General features: G+C 68.4%; 12 protein-coding genes. 9 read left to right on the top strand and 3 right to left on the bottom strand.

Translation table 11 applies throughout. The features are described 5' to 3' along the window. Nucleotides 1–41: 41 nt before the first annotated feature. Nucleotides 42–536 (bottom strand): hypothetical protein, encoded by a 495-nt coding sequence (locus J2W21_RS04275; RefSeq protein ID WP_307113268.1) that lies wholly within the window; start codon nt 534–536, stop codon nt 42–44. Nucleotides 537–753: 217 nt separating this feature from the next. After that, nucleotides 754–1,749 carry a LacI family DNA-binding transcriptional regulator gene (locus J2W21_RS04270; protein ID WP_307113267.1) on the bottom strand — a complete coding sequence of 332 codons (996 nt, stop codon included), beginning with the start codon at nt 1,747–1,749 and terminating at the stop codon, nt 754–756. 335 nt (nt 1,750–2,084) lie between these two features. On the opposite strand from J2W21_RS04270, the gene deoC reads away from it, so the two are divergent. From deoC to J2W21_RS04255, 3 genes are all read left to right on the top strand, one after another. Next, nucleotides 2,085–2,783 carry a deoxyribose-phosphate aldolase gene (gene deoC, locus J2W21_RS04265; RefSeq protein ID WP_307113266.1) on the top strand — a complete coding sequence of 233 codons (699 nt, stop codon included), beginning with the start codon at nt 2,085–2,087 and terminating at the stop codon, nt 2,781–2,783. Between the two features lie 20 nt (nt 2,784–2,803). Continuing rightward, a complete protein-coding gene (locus tag J2W21_RS04260) occupies nt 2,804–3,037 on the top strand; it encodes a hypothetical protein (RefSeq protein ID WP_307006110.1) in 234 nt (77 codons plus the stop codon). Between the two features lie 214 nt (nt 3,038–3,251). Continuing rightward, the gene (locus J2W21_RS04255; protein WP_307113265.1) at nt 3,252–4,193 is read left to right on the top strand and encodes an endonuclease domain-containing protein; all 942 of its coding nucleotides are present in this window, start codon (nt 3,252–3,254) and stop codon (nt 4,191–4,193) included. 147 nt (nt 4,194–4,340) lie between these two features. Here the strand turns inward: J2W21_RS04255 and mfd are convergent, their stop codons facing one another. Then, the gene (gene mfd / locus J2W21_RS04250) at nt 4,341–8,057 is read right to left on the bottom strand and encodes a transcription-repair coupling factor (protein WP_307113264.1); all 3,717 of its coding nucleotides are present in this window, start codon (nt 8,055–8,057) and stop codon (nt 4,341–4,343) included. Between the two features lie 155 nt (nt 8,058–8,212). Between mfd and J2W21_RS04245 the strand changes: the two genes are divergently transcribed. From J2W21_RS04245 to J2W21_RS04220, 6 genes are all read left to right on the top strand, one after another. Next, the gene (locus J2W21_RS04245; RefSeq protein WP_307113263.1) at nt 8,213–8,686 is read left to right on the top strand and encodes a VanZ family protein; all 474 of its coding nucleotides are present in this window, start codon (nt 8,213–8,215) and stop codon (nt 8,684–8,686) included. Between the two features lie 85 nt (nt 8,687–8,771). After that, nucleotides 8,772–9,275, top strand: a complete 504-nt coding sequence (locus J2W21_RS04240) for a DUF2505 domain-containing protein (RefSeq protein WP_307113262.1) — start codon at nt 8,772–8,774, stop codon at nt 9,273–9,275. Continuing rightward, nucleotides 9,275–9,496: an SCO4848 family membrane protein gene (locus J2W21_RS04235; protein ID WP_066497007.1), complete on the top strand. Its 222-nt coding sequence runs from the start codon at nt 9,275–9,277 to the stop codon at nt 9,494–9,496. Before J2W21_RS04240 ends, J2W21_RS04235 begins: the two co-directional genes overlap by 1 nt. Nucleotides 9,497–9,712: 216 nt before the next feature. Beyond that, nucleotides 9,713–11,038 (top strand): Na+/H+ antiporter NhaA, encoded by a 1,326-nt coding sequence (gene nhaA, locus J2W21_RS04230; RefSeq protein ID WP_307113261.1) that lies wholly within the window; start codon nt 9,713–9,715, stop codon nt 11,036–11,038. A 456-nt stretch (nt 11,039–11,494) separates the two neighbouring features. Further along, a complete protein-coding gene (locus J2W21_RS04225) occupies nt 11,495–12,700 on the top strand; it encodes a hypothetical protein (RefSeq protein WP_307113260.1) in 1,206 nt (401 codons plus the stop codon). A gap of 22 nt (nt 12,701–12,722) precedes the next feature. Next, nucleotides 12,723–14,117 carry a glycosyltransferase family 39 protein gene (locus J2W21_RS04220; protein ID WP_307113259.1) on the top strand — a complete coding sequence of 465 codons (1,395 nt, stop codon included), beginning with the start codon at nt 12,723–12,725 and terminating at the stop codon, nt 14,115–14,117. Nucleotides 14,118–14,472 lie beyond the last annotated feature (355 nt).

Here is a 14,472-nt window from a genome sequence, read left to right as displayed (position 1 = left end):
GCGGTCTGGATCGGGTTGTACGAGTGTCCGGGGCGGGGGGCTCAGGCGAGGGCGAGAGCGAGAGCGGGCGGGACCGGCGAGAGGATGAGGCCGCCGGCAGTCGAGGCTGCGCGGATGGCGGCGGCCTTGTCCGCGGCGTTCAGGAACGCCGCCGCTTGATGCCTGTCGAAGAAGAGTCCGACGCTGCAGGGGCCGCGGTGCGCCTGTACCCAGGAGACCGCCTCGGAGGAGACACCGGCCAGGTCAGCGGAAGGATGCAGGCCGTCCGGGTCGACGGTGCTCACCGCCGCGAGAGCGCCTGAATCATCCGCCGTGACGACCAGGCTCGCCCACAGCGCCCCGTCGTGGACGACGCCCACGACCGCCGAGGAGTTCCGGGGTACGAAGGCGTCCACACCCCTGACGAGATCGCTGCCCGAACCGGGCGCCGCGCGCAGCAGCTGGGCCGCGTGGGCCCATTGCCCGGCATCGACTTCACCGACGCCGACCTCGGCTGGGAGCCCGAGGGACTTGGCCGAGTTGTCGGCTTCCACCATGGCTCCTCCTCTTCCTTGAGATGTTCCGTGAACGTTCACGGTCTAACTATCGTGAACGTTCACGGACCGTTGTGTCAAGGGTCACTTTTTGAGGGTGGTCGCCGGCGGGGCCCTGGGAGCATCCGGCGTGGGCGCAGGTGCCGGCTGGCCCAGGAGAGGCACGAGCGCTCGCCCTGGAGGGGAGCGAGCGCTCGCGCTGGTTTCAGCGCATCCGGGCTTACGGGCTCGTTTGGCGGAGACGCGCTCGGATGGCGCTCGCCCTCACCACGAGTGTCGGGACACTGGGAGTCCTGTCGACCTCACGCCCCTCGACTGCCCCCAGGAGCACGTCGATGCTGGCTTGGGCGAGCGCCGGAAAATCCTGGCGGACAGTTGTCAGCGGCGGGAGGAAATAGTCGGAGCCTTCGACGTCGTCGAAGCCGACGATGCTCACGTCCTCAGGCACGCGGACGCCGTTCTCGGCGAAGGCACGGATCAGGCCGAGGGCCGTGTGGTCGCTCACCGCGAAGATCGCCTGCGGAACCCTTCCCTCGGCGACGAGGCGCAAGCCAGTCTCATAGGCAAACTTCGGGCTCCAGTCCCCCTCGACGCACAGCCCCGGTTCCAGGCCCGCGTCCCGCATCGCCGCTTCCCAGCCGCGCTTGCGGACACGGCCGTCGAACCACTCCATCGACCCTGCAATATGGGCGATGTCAGTGTGGCCTAGGTCGATGAGGTGCTGGGTCGCCATGCGGGCACCCAGTTCCTGGTTCTCGGAGTAGGTGAAGACGTTCGGCGTGGAAGAGGCCCCCGCGGCGATCATCTCAACAGGAACCCGGACGTCGGCATTCCATACAGCGGCAGCCATCGCAAGGCGTGGCGCGATGACGATGATGCCGTCGACGCCCACGTCGTCCAAGGTGTCGAGTGCCTTCGGCACGGTCTCCGCGTAAGGCTCGTCAACGGTCACAACCGTCGATGCATAGCCGTTCTGCCGCGCCAGGCTCTCGAGCGCCATGAGCGTCCCGACCGGTCCGAAACGCGGAGAGCCGTCCGTAAGGATCCCAATCACCGTCGACCTACTGGTGACGAGCGCAGTGGCCGTCCGATTGCGGCGGTAGCCGATCTCCTTGATCACCCCGAGCACCCGGTCCCGGGTCGCAGGGCTCACGTCCGGGGCGTTGTTGATGACCCGGGAGACGGTCTGGTACGAGACGCCGGCGATCTTCGCCACATCATTGATGCTGGGCTTCCGCCGTCGTGGGACGGCCGCTGCACGTCCTGATTCCTGTGCCAACAGCCCCTCCTCGCCGAAGACGTACCACCAAGGGAAAGCCTGTCAACCCTCCAACTAGACGCTAGCAGAGCAACGCCGGACCGGCGCCGATGCACATGGCGGTACTCGTTCTTCTCGGTGTCCGCGCGGCCGCTCCCAGCGCCAGGCGCCTCCTCCTTCTTCGCGCGCGGCCGGAGAGCCCGCGCCGGTGTGCCAGTAGCCGATGTGCCAGTAGCCGGTGTGCCAGTAGCCGATGTGCCAGTATGGGATGACCCAAGCGAAAGGACGCCGACGTGTCTTCCGAGCCCGCACTGACTCCCGCGGACCTTGCCGGCTACATCGACCACACGCTGCTCAAGCCCGAGGCCAGCGAGGCCGACATCCTCGCCCTGTGCAGCGAGGCCGTGAAGTACGGGTTCAAATCGGTGTGCGTGAACCCGCTCTGGGTCAAGACGGCAACCCGGGCGCTGCGGGGCTCAGGCGTGCTCACGTGTGCCGTGGCAGGCTTCCCGCTTGGGGCGACGCCCACCGATGTGAAGGTCTTCGAGGCCCGCGGCGCCACGCTCGATGGCGCAGACGAGGTCGACATGGTCATCAACATTGCCGCCGCGCGGGCCAACGACCGCGGCGCGCTCGTCGACGACATCCAGGCCGTCGCCGAGGCCGTGCACGGCAGCTCTTCCATCCTCAAGGTCATCATCGAGACCTCGCTCCTGACCGACGCGCAGAAGGTCCTCGCGTGCGAGGCGGCCGTTGAGGCGGGCGCCGACTTCGTGAAGACCTCCACGGGCTTCAACGGCGGCGGCGCGACGGTCGAGGACATCGCGCTCATGCGCGCCACTGTGGGCCCCGACCTCGGTGTCAAGGCCTCCGGCGGGGTGCGAACCGCGGACGACGCCCGGGCTATGATTGCAGCAGGCGCCACCCGGATCGGAGCCAGCTCCGGGGTGGCCATCGTCACCGGCGGCACCAGCGGCGCCGGCGGCTACTAGACGCACCGCACAGGAGAGACATGTCTGACGACGACCAGTACAACCGCCCGCTCGAGCCGAACCCGCTCGGCGGCAGCATCATCCTCTTCGTGATCTTCATGGTCCTCTTCCTCCTGGGCCTGTACCTCGTGCAGTTCCTCGACTTCACGAACGTGTGGCCGATGGCGGCCCTCATCTTCCTCTTCGCCGCGGCGTTCGGGATCCCGATGACGTTCATGGCCAAGAACAACACGGGCGACCAGCACCGCCGCTGACCCCCCGTCCCCCGCCTGCCCCGTTTCGGGTACGCATCTCGTCGCCCTTTCGGCGTTCCGGGTACGCATCTCGTCGCCCTGACGCCGATCCGGGTACGCACACGGCCCGCCTGCCGCTCCGAGGAGTGCTCAGGCGGGCCGCTGTCTGTACCCGAAACGAAGGCCCTGTGGAAAACTCAGGAGGCATCGCCGTCGTCCGTGGCTCAATGGGACGGTGACGAACAGCACAGGCTCCGCTGACCGGCTCCCCACGGCCTCCTTCACCCTGCTCGACGGGCTCGAGGCAGGGCTCGGGCCGCGCGAGGTGCGCAGCGAGCGCATCATCATCCCGAGCCGCGGCATCCGCAGGCCGCTCGACGCCCGCGAGGACCTGCTGAGCCGGGCGGCCCCCTACACGCGGCTGCACGAGTCCACCTCGGTCAGCCATCTGACGGCTTCCCTGCTCCACGGCATGCCTCTGCCAGCGTGGGCGCAGGACACGTCCCAGATCGACCTCGCCCGTTCGGGCGGGTCGGAGGAACGCCTCGGCCAGCCCCGCCGCTTCGAAGTGCGCGGGCACCGCCTCCGCCTCGGCGCCGAGGACGTCATGATGCTCGGCGGCACGAGGATCACCACCCCCGAGCGCACGTGGCTGGACCTCTGCGGGATCCGCCAGCTCACCATGGACGACGTCATCGTCGCCGGAGAGCACCTCGTCTCCGAACACCAGCGCAGCATCCACCCCCGCACTGCGATCGTGACGCTCGCCCAGCTGCGCGCCTATGTCGGCGGCAAGCGCCGCGTCCCGGGCCTCGGGAGGGCCCGGATCGCCCTCGAGCTCATGGCCGTCGGCGCCGATTCACCCCAGGAGACGCGGATCCGGCTCATGCTCGAGCGGGCTGGGCTGCCGCGCTTCAAGGCCAACTGCGTGGTGGTCGACCCGTGGGGCAAGGTCCTCTGGGTCGATCTGGGCAACGCGCGCTACCGGGTGGCCATCGAGTACGACGGCGAGCACCACCTCGATCCCGAGCAGCAGCTGTGGGACCGGAGCCGCAACCGCAGGACGGTGTCGGCCGGCTGGGCCCAGGTGATCCTCACCCGGGAGGACCTCGTCAGAGGAGAGGCGCACATCGTCAGCCGCGTCGTCGCCGCCCTGACGGCTCAGGGTTGGCGCTGACGCGGCCAGACCCCTCGTACCCGGAGGCCTGATTCCCCGACGAGATGCGTACCCGGAAGGGCGAAACGGCGACGAGATGCGTACCCGAAACGGGGGGTCTGGGGTCTGTGGGGGCATGGAGGAGCCGGAGTCGGGGCCAGGCTCGCGTCAGGTGGCGGCGGCCGGGGCTGGGGCGAAGATGGCCTCCACCACCTGGTCCGCCCAGGCGAGGATCTCCCCGTCGGCCAGGTCCGCGCCGCCGATGGGGGCGGTCTTGGGCTTGGGGACGAGCACCGCGTTGAGCGCCGGCTTGTACTGCGCCCCCTTGTACATGCGGGCCAGGCGCATCTGCTTGGACTCGGGCAGGTCGGCGGGCGCGAAGCGCACCATGTTGCCCTGGAGCGCGACGTCGGTCAGGCCCGCCGCGCGCGCCCGGACCCGGAAGCGCGCCACGGCCGCGAGGTTCTGCACCGGGGCGGGAGGCTCGCCGTAGCGGTCGGCGAGCTCCTCCATGACCTCGTTGATCCCCGCGTCGTCGGTCGCGGCGGCGAGCTTGCGGTAGGCCTCGAGGCGCAGGCGCTCCCCCGGCACGTAGTCGTGCGGCAGGTGCGCGTTGACCGGGAGCTCGATCTTCATCTCCGTGACCTTCTCCTCGCCCTCGCCGCGGAAGTCCGCGACGGCCTCGCCCACGAGCCGGATGTAGAGGTCGAACCCGACGCCCTGGATGTGCCCGGACTGCTCCCCGCCGAGGAGGTTGCCCGCGCCGCGGATCTCGAGGTCCTTCATGGCCAGCTGCATGCCGGCGCCCAGCTCGTTGTGCGCCGCGACCGCCTTGAGCCGCTCGAGCGCGACCTCGCCGAGCGGCTTCTCGGCCGGGTACAGGAAGTACGCGTAGGCCCGCTCGCGCCCGCGGCCCACGCGGCCGCGCAGCTGGTGCAGCTGGGAGAGCCCGTAGGAGTCCGCGCGGTCGATGATGAGCGTGTTCGCGTTGGAGATGTCCAGGCCGGTCTCGATGATCGTGGTGCACACGAGCACGTCGAAGCGCTTCTCCCAGAAGTCCACGATGATCTTCTCGAGCCGGGACTCGGACATCTGCCCGTGGGCCACCTCCACGCGCGCCTCGGGGACGAGCTCGCGGATCGCGGCGGCGGTCTTGTCGATCGAGGAGACGCGGTTGTGCACGAAGAACACCTGGCCCTCGCGCATGAGCTCGCGGCGGATCGCGGCCGAGACCTGCTTGTCCGTGTACGGCCCGACGTAGGTCAGGACGGGGTGGCGCTCCTCGGGCGGGGTGGCGAGCGTGGAGGTCTCGCGGATGCCGGTGAGGGACATCTCGAGCGTGCGCGGGATCGGCGTCGCGGACATCGCGAGGACGTCCACGTTGGTGCGCATCTTCTTGAGCTCCTCCTTGTGCTCGACGCCGAACCGCTGCTCCTCGTCGATGATCACGAGCCCGAGGTCCTTGAACGCGACCTCCTTGGACAGGAGCCGGTGCGTGCCGATCACCACGTCGACCGCGCCGCTCTTGAGCCCCTCGAGCGTCTCCTTCGACTCCGCGCCGGTCTGGAAGCGCGAGAGCGCGCGCACCCGGACGGGGAAGCCGGAGAACCGCTCCGAGAACGTCTCGTAGTGCTGCTGCGCGAGCAGCGTGGTCGGCACGAGCACCGCCACCTGCTTGCCGTCCTGGACCGCCTTGAACGCGGCCCGCACGGCGATCTCCGTCTTGCCGTAGCCCACGTCCCCGGAGACGAGCCGGTCCATCGGGACCTCGCGCTCCATGTCCGCCTTGACCTCGTTGATCGTGGTGAGCTGGTCCGGCGTCTCGACGTAGGGGAACGCCTCCTCGAGCTCGCGCTGCCACGGGGTGTCCGGCCCGAAGGCGTGGCCCTTGGACGCCATGCGCGCCGAGTAGAGCCGGATGAGCTCCCCCGCGATCTCCTTGACGGCCTTCTTGGCCTTGGACTTGGTCGAGGCCCAGTCCGCGCCGCCCATCTTCGACAGGGACGGCGTGTCCCCGCCGACGTACCGGGTCACCTGGTCGAGCTGGTCGGTGGGCACGAAGAGCCGGTCCCCCGGCGCCCCGCGCTTGGCCGGCGCGTACTCGAGGACCAGGTACTCGCGCGTCGGCGCCGCGCCGCCCGCGCCGCCCGCCCCCGGGCCGCCACCGGCGATCTTGCGCTGCACGAGCTCGACGAACTTCCCGATCCCGTGCTGCTCGTGGACCACGAAGTCGCCCGCCGTGAGCGAGAGGGGGTCGACGGCGTTGCGCCGCCGGGAGGGCATCTTGCGCATGTCGCGGGTCCCCGCCGCGCTCGCGCGCCCGAGGAGGTCCGCCTCGGTGAGGAGCCCGAGCTTGAGCCCGTCGAGCACGAAGCCCTTGCCGGCCGGGGCCTTGGTGATCTCGATGATGCCGGGCTCCGGGGCCCGGTCGAGCCCGTCGATGCGGCTGCACGGGATGTTCGCGTCGTGGAACAGCTCCGCCAGGCGCTGGGCGGGCCCGGGGCCGTCCGTGGCGACGACGATCCGCCACTGGTCCCGCACCCGTCCCCCGATGAACTCCATCATCTCGGCCACATCGCCCTGGTACCCGCGGGGCTCCCGGGCGGCCACCGTCACCACGTCGATGTCCAGGACGGTCTCCTGGTCCACGCCGAGCGAGGTGAGCGACCACCACGTGACCCCGCGCTCCTGCGCCTCCGAGCGGACCTCGCCGAGCGTGGCGAAGCTCGCGTCCTCGAGCCGGCCGGCGTGCTCGCCCGAGTCCTCCCCCGCCTCGGCGAGGGCGACGTCGAGCGGTGCGGCGCCGCCGTCGGACGCCGTGGCCCACGCGGCGGCGAGGAACTCCTCGTTGGTCGCGGCGAGGTCGTGGGCGCGGGCGCGGACCTTCTCCGGCTCCATGACGAGCGCGGCCGACCCGGCCGGCAGCTCGCCGATGAACGGGACCATCCGGTCCACGAGCAGCGGCGCGAGGGACTCCATGCCCTCGACCGCGATCCCGCCGGCGATCTTCTCGAGCATGTCCGCGGCCGCGGGCAGGCGCCCCTTCAGCTTCGCTGCACGGCTCATGACCGCCGGGGTGATGAGCAGCTCGCGGCACGGCGGGGCGAACAGGGCCGTGGGGTGGTGGACGTTCGGGCCGCTCAGGGAGCGCTGGTCGGCGACGGCGAACCAGCGCATCTGCTCGACCTCGTCGCCGAAGAACTCGACGCGCACGGGGTGGTCCTCGGTGGGCGGGAAGACGTCGATGATGCCGCCGCGGACCGCGAACTCGCCGCGGTGGCTGACCATGTCGACGCGCGCGTAGGCGGCGTCGGCGAGCGCCCGGACGACCTCGTCGAACGGCGCGTCCTGCCCGACCGCGAGCGAGACCGGCTCGAGGTCCCCGAGGCCGGCGACGAGCGGCTGCAGCACCGCGCGCACCGGCGCGACGACGACCTTGAGCTCCGCGCCGGCCGGGCCGCCGGCCGCCGGGGACGCCGCGGGGTGCGCGAGCCGGCGCAGCACCGCGAGCCGGCGCCCCACGGTGTCGGAGCGCGGCGAGAGCCGCTCGTGCGGGAGGGTCTCCCAGCTCGGGAACAGCGCGACGGACTCGGCCGGGACGTAGGCGCCCAGCGCCGAGACGAGGTCCTCCGCCTCGCGCTCGGTGGCGGTCACGGCGAGCACGACGGCGCCGGGTTCCGGCAGTGCCTCGACCACCTCGGCGACGACCACGGGCCGGAGCCCGGTGGGCGCGACGACCTGGAGGTCCTGGCTGCGGCGGGCCGCGGGCTTGGTCGCGTACTCGCGGAGCCGGGCGACGCTCGCGTCCTCGCCGACGGCGCGGCGCAGCCCCTCGAGGATCGGGGCGCCCTCGCGGCTCGCCGGGCGCAGCACGTCAACAGACACTTCTGGCTCCTCACTCGCGCGCTCCGGAGGGCCGCGCGCCACGACAGCACAACAGCCCCGACACTCTGCGAGGCCGGGGGCTGTCCCAGCTTAGCCAATGCGGCGCGCGCGGGCGGCCCGCGTTCGCCCCTAGCATGGGAGGGATGGTCCCGCGCATGCCCCGAACCCCCTCGCTCCGCCCCCGGGTGCGGCGCGCCCTGGCGGCGGTGGCGGTCCTGTACCTGGTCGGGGTGGCCCTCGTGGTCCTGTGGCCCTCGCCCGTGGACCGGCCCGAGGCGGGCACCATCCGGGCCGTGTTCGTGTGGCTGCACGCGCACGGGCTCCCCCGGTGGCTCGGGTACGCCCAGCTCGAGTGGACCTCCAACGTGGTGTTCTTCGTTCCATTCGGCCTCTTCGCCGTGCTCCTCGGCGCCCGGCCGTGGGCCGCGCTGCTCGCGGGGGTCGCGGCGTCGGGCGCTGCCGAGACCGCACAGGCGCTGTTCCTGCCGGAGCGGACGGCGTCCCTGATGGACATCCTCGCCAACGGCCTGGGCACGCTCGTGGGGGCCGTGGTCGCGGTGCTCGTGCAGCGCCGGCAGCCCGCCCCCGTGCCGCAGCCCGCGTCGGGCCGCGGCCCCATGGCGCCCTAGGATGGTCTTCGGCGCGCGCCCCCGCGCGCCTGTGCCGGGACCGCATTCGTTCCGCCAGACCCCAGCCTCCTACGGAAGGACCCCTGTGGCACTGTCAGCCAGCCAGACCCTCAACTTCCCCGTCGACCGCGTCGCGGCGGTGTTCGCGGACGAGGCGTTCCAGCGCCATGTGAGCGAGCTCGTCGGCGGCCGCCTCGAGTCGTTCACGGTCGACGGCGACGTGGCCGGCGCCTTCACCGCCACCGTTGTGCGCCAGCTGCCCACGCAGCGCCTGCCCGAGATCGCCCGCAAGGTGGTCGGCGAGTACGTCAACGTCACCCAGACCGAGACCTGGGGCGCGCCCGAGGCCGACGGCTCCCGCCAGGCCGACATCAAGGTCAAGGTCGCCGGTGCCCCCGTGGACGTCGCCGCGGTGCAGCGCCTCGCAGCCGACGGCGGCGCGACGCGCATCGAGCTCAACGGCACCGTGAGCTCCTCAGTGCCGCTCCTCGGCGGCAAGATCGCCTCCGCGGCCGAGCCGATGGTCGGCAAGGCCCTCAACCTCCAGGCCACGCAGGCCGAGGCCTGGCTGGCCGGCGAGATCAACTGATGCAGCTGCCCGTCGCCCTCTCCTGGGTGCTCATCGTGGCCGGCGTGTGGAACCTCGTGGTGTGGCCGCAGTTCCTCCGCCGGATCATGAAGGATCCGCGGGCCAAGGACGAGCAGGGCCGGGCCACCCGGTTCATGACCGTCCACCTGCTGCTCGTGTCCATCTCGGTCACGCTCGGCGTGGCCGTTGCGGTGATCGGGATCCGGACGCTGTTCTCCTGAGGCCCTCCCGACCGTTCCGGGGCGGGGGACGCCCGGGACGTGACGGCATGGAGCGCACGACGGCGCCCCGGTCACCCGCTGCTCGCGGGTGGCCGGGGCGCTGTTCTGCTTCCGGCGCGCCCCTCCCCCTAGAATGAATCAAGGTGTGCCGGGAAGTCTGGTCGGCGTGACGTTCGTCCTCCCCGCGAGGAGACCCCCGACCGATGGGATGAATCCATGCCGCAGCCCGCCCCGCGCCGTCGTCCGCTCGCCCCCACCCTGGGCCGCGGGAGCTACCCCGAGTACCGCCGCATCGCCGAGATCCTCCGCAAGGAGACCGTGGGCGGCGCGCTGCTGCTGGTCGCGACCGTGGCGGCGCTCGTCTGGGCCAACTCCCCCGCCGGCCCAACCTACGCGGCACTGCGTGACGCCCGGCTCGGGTACGCGCCGTGGCACCTCGAGCTCAGCCTCGGCTCGTGGGCGGCCGACGGCCTGCTCGCCCTGTTCTTCTTCGTCGCGGGGCTCGAGCTCAAGCGCGAGTTCGTGGCCGGGGACCTGCGCCGGCCCGCCGCGGCGCTCGTGCCCGTGGTCGCCGCGTTCGGCGGGGTCGCGGTCCCGGCGCTCGTCTACGTGGGCGTCAACCTCGCGGCCGGCTCCGACGGGCTGAAGGGGTGGGCCATCCCCACGGCGACCGACATCGCGTTCGCCCTCGCCGTCCTTGCCGTGATCAGCACGCACCTGCCGGCGGCCCTGCGCACGTTCCTGCTGACCCTGGCGGTCGTGGACGACCTCCTCGCGATCGCCATCATCGCCTTCTTCTACTCCTCCGATCTGGCGCCCGCGTACCTGCTGCTCGCCCTCGTGCCGCTCGCCGCGTTCGGGGTCCTCGTCCAGCTCCGTGTCCGGGCCTGGTACCTGCTCGTGCCGCTCGCGCTCGCGACGTGGGCGCTCGTGCATGCCTCGGGCATCCACGCGACCGTCGCCGGGGTGCTGCTCGCCTTCACCGTGCCCGTGCTGCGCAGCCAGAAGAACGGCGGACCCGAGGCCGGCCCGGGCCTCGCGGAGATCTTCGAGAACCGGCTCCGGCCGCTCTCGGCCGGGATCGCGGTGCCCGTCTTCGCGTTCTTCTCCGCGGGCGTCGCGATCGGCGGGTGGGACGGCCTCGTCTCCGCGCTGCGGGACCCGGTGGCCCTCGGCATCTCCGCTGCGCTCGTGGCCGGGAAGGCCATCGGCGTGTTCGCCGCCACCTGGCTCGTGGCCAAGAGCCGCCACGCCGACCTCGACTCGGACCTCGCATGGATCGACCTCGCTGGCCTGGCGCTGCTCACCGGGGTGGGCTTCACCGTCTCCCTGCTCATCGCCGAGCTCTCCTTCGGGCCCGCCTCCGCCCACGGCGAGCGCGCCAAGGCCGCCATCCTCGCCGGTTCCGTCACCGCGGCGCTGCTCGCCGCCGTCGTGCTCCGCGCCCGCAACCGGCACTACCGGCGCATCGCGCGCGAGGAGGCGATCGACGCCGACGGCGACGGGGTGCCGGACGCCTTCGAGCGGGGCACCGCCGGCTGACCCGCCCGGTACGCAGGTGCTGGACTGTTTGCACCGCGGCATTACTTGGGGCACGTCGAGGTCACACTTGTTGGTGGCGGGCTGGGGGCTGGATACCACCCGTTTCTGCGCCTCCGAGGACCTATTGTCTTGCCTCTTACTTGTCCCATCGCCTCACGTGCAGCACGGTAGAACAAGGGCCGCGCCGTTGGCCGGAGGCCCCGCGGTCGCCTTGCACTTCCCGGCCGGACGAGTGACCTCGGCCTCGGACCACGCGCGTGCCTTCACCATCATATGGATTGCAGTTCGCTCGCTGACGCAAGTTCACACACCACTCAGAGTCGGCTACCGGAGGTCTGAGAGATGATTCGGTCATCCAATCGGCAGTGCGAGCGTCTTGCTGCGAGCCCATCGCCGCGCCAAGAGCGGCCCAGGCTTACACTGATCGCCCTCGTCGCCTCGATCGTAGTGTTGTCGATGACCAGCGCCTCGGCTCACACCACCGAGAGCGTCCCGCGCCGATCATCCGAGCACAATCTCACACTCCCGCGCATACCTTGGGAAGACGGCCCCGACTATTGGAAACGATTCACCAAGCCCGCGGCCGCCGGTTGGACCAGCTCTACATTCTTTCCCATCGCCGTCTTCATGGGAAAGCCATCACAGGCCGAAGCACTGAAGAGCCTCGGCGTCAATACATATCTTGGCGCAGAAAAAGATGGATCTCCGATCACATCGATAACCCAGAAAGGGTTGTACGTCGTTGCTCAATCTGAGTGGACAAAAGAGGACGTCGGCAACGACAGTTCCGTCGTGGGGTGGCTCGCGTCCGATGAATGTGACATGGGAATCGGGTGCCCAGGAAGCAACACCGATGAGAATCTTAGACAGCAGAAGCAAATGGTGCAAGAATTGCGGAACCGAATAGACGGACGCTTTGTTTTCGCAAATTATGGGGGCGGGATACTGGGGACTTACTGGGCTATCGGCAACATGCCGTCCTTCATGAGCATCGTCGACGCGGCATCGGTTGATCAGTATGCTTACACTAGCCCCCATATAAGGGATCAGATCAGCCAATCACCCGCATGGCCTAAGGGACTCGACCCAGGGAAATCAGCATCCTATGGCTGGCTTGTCGATCGAATGCGTTCATATCAATCCTCTCCAGGTGCGCATCCGAATTGGATCTTTGTGGAAACCGGACGGCCTTATCTTGTTGAAAATGGAAGCAGTATGATCACCACAGACCAAATAGAAGGAGCAATGTGGTCGGCGATCATCCACGAGGCGAGGGGCATTTCTTTCTTCCAGCACAACAACGGCAGCGGGGCGGGAACGTATTCTCTTGTCGATGCGCCATCGGACCGTTTGAAGAAAGTGTCGCTTGCAATCAAAGCGATTGAGCAATTAGCGCCAGCCATTAACACGCAGTCATACGCGTGGAGTTTCCATCCTAAACTCGACACGATGCTGAAGGTCAAGGACGGCTTTGCGTATGTATTCGCAGCCCCCGCACTTGGCACGCCCGCGGGCCAGTACTCATTGACGTTGCCGCCAGGCATTTCAGGGAGGACCGTGGAAGTCATCGGCGAAGCCCGTACAACAAAGGTCGAGGCGGGTCAGTTCTCCGACACCTTCGCATCTGAATCGGCACACCACGTCTATCGGATACGACTCTGACCTCAGAGAGAGCGAGTTGTACGTGAATAAAAAGAGCCTCCAGTTAATTATCGTTTTCGCGGCAGCACTCGCTTTTGCCCTCTTGGGCATTGGCAACCCCGGCCTCGATGCGGACGAGGCCGCGAGCTGGTGGGCGGCGGGGCTGAGTTGGCACGATTTCTGGCAGCTGGTGTCGAATCAGGACCTGAACTTCGCCCCCTTCTACATCTTCATGCACTTCTGGTCCACGGTCTCGTCGGACGTCTGGTGGCTGCGGCTTCCCTCTGCAGTGTGCGCCGCCGCCGCGGTCACCGCCCTATCTGGATTCGCTCGATCCCTATACCACCCGTCTGCGGGATGGATTAGCGCTTTCCTGCTAGTGCTGTCAAGTGGGTGGGTGAAATATGCGCAGGATGCCAGACCATATGCTGCTTCTCTAGCAGCGGCAACCCTCGCTACGTGGTACTTCCATTCGAGGTTAGACCGCAGGCTCAGCAGGCCTCAAATATTCCTTTACCTTGGGCTGGCCACAGCCCTTCCGCTAACGCACCTTTTCGCAGGATTGGTACTGGGCGTCCATGTTTTGATGGCGTTCTTACGTCGCAGGAGGGGACACCTAATCCTGGCGCTATCCGCTCTGGCTCCGACTGCTGCAGTCGCCGCGGCGACCTTTATGCAAGTTGGTCAAGTCAGTTGGTTGACGAAGCTCGGGCCGGTCGACGCCGCGCGAGACATGCTTTCCACCTTTGGTGGCGCTTGGTATTGCCTGGTGGGCGCGCTTGCTGTCACTGGCTTGACTCTTGACTTCCTCGGCGCAAAAAGGACGCGGACCATGCCCCCGAAGGCTCTCTGGTTGGGGCTTTGGTGGCTGGCTCCCCCCCTTATTTTTTGGACTGCGTCGATGTTGGCGACACCAATCTTTACCGGTCGGTATGTTATTTGGACTCTTCCACCAATGGTGATTTCTGCATCCTTCGCAATCTCCAGACTGTTCGCTCTTCCGAGCCTACGAATCGCAGTGCCGGCGTGTCTCATCATTCTGGGACTCCTCACCATCCCGACCCAGGTTCAGGTCCGTAGTGAGGACGGCCACAACTGGGCACCCCAGCAGCTAGCCGCCATCATCACGAGCGAAGCGAATGTCAACACCGACGCATTGTTTGCTCCCGGCTGGGCCGTGCGACTACCTGTTCTCTATCACTTGTCTAGCTCACATTTGACTGAGCCTTTAGTGCGCAGTAGCGGCCAATCCACAGGGCATTTCGAACCCCAACTAGTGGATCGCGTTGATTTTGCTAACAAACTCAGGCCCTACGCGAGAGTTTGGGTGCTTAGTCGTGCTGGGGAAGAGAATGTCAGGCTCGAGGGTTTCTGCGTGAGCAATTCATGGCATGCCAAATTTGATATCGCGACGCTTTCCCTTGAAGCTCGGTGCTGAAGTGGGTCATTCCGGCTGTTCACACCTTCGACTGTCCCTCGAGTTCGTCCGGAAGCGGTCTTCTAGCTTAGGGATCTGAACGGCGCTCACCCCAAATTGGATTGAACTCCGGCTCGGCGAGAGATCGCCTGCCGGAAGGAGTGAATGCGTTCGAGGCACTTGTTCCCCCTCTCGGCCCGTACTCGACGATGATAGAGGTCGCGGAGCTCCGTGTTACCGAGGCGGTACCCGAGTGGGAGGCCTAGGTGTACGGCGAGTTTGAAGTCCTCACCGACCAAATCTGCGAGGATCCCGAGCCCGTCCTGGGCCCCAACTCGAGCGAGTGAGGTCAAGAGCGTATGGGGAGGGCGCGCCT

Source organism: Sinomonas atrocyanea, from assembly GCF_030811715.1.
Lineage (GTDB): Bacteria > Actinomycetota > Actinomycetes > Actinomycetales > Micrococcaceae > Sinomonas > Sinomonas atrocyanea_A.
Note: the sequence above shows the minus strand (reverse complement) of the source record. Positions and strands in the feature narration are given on the sequence as shown.

What these genes read in the sequence shown, in the direction of transcription:
- J2W21_RS04235 (WP_066497007.1), top strand. Translation starts at nt 9,275, where the DNA reads ATGCAGCTGCCCGTCGCCCTCTCCTGGGTGCTCATCGTGGCCGGCGTG.
- J2W21_RS04245 (WP_307113263.1), top strand. Translation starts at nt 8,213, where the DNA reads ATGCCCCGAACCCCCTCGCTCCGCCCCCGGGTGCGGCGCGCCCTGGCG.
- J2W21_RS04275 (WP_307113268.1), bottom strand. Translation starts at nt 536, where the DNA reads ATGGTGGAAGCCGACAACTCGGCCAAGTCCCTCGGGCTCCCAGCCGAG.
- J2W21_RS04260 (WP_307006110.1), top strand. Translation starts at nt 2,804, where the DNA reads ATGTCTGACGACGACCAGTACAACCGCCCGCTCGAGCCGAACCCGCTC.
- J2W21_RS04225 (WP_307113260.1), top strand. Translation starts at nt 11,495, where the DNA reads ATGACCAGCGCCTCGGCTCACACCACCGAGAGCGTCCCGCGCCGATCA.
- nhaA (WP_307113261.1), top strand. Translation starts at nt 9,713, where the DNA reads ATGCCGCAGCCCGCCCCGCGCCGTCGTCCGCTCGCCCCCACCCTGGGC.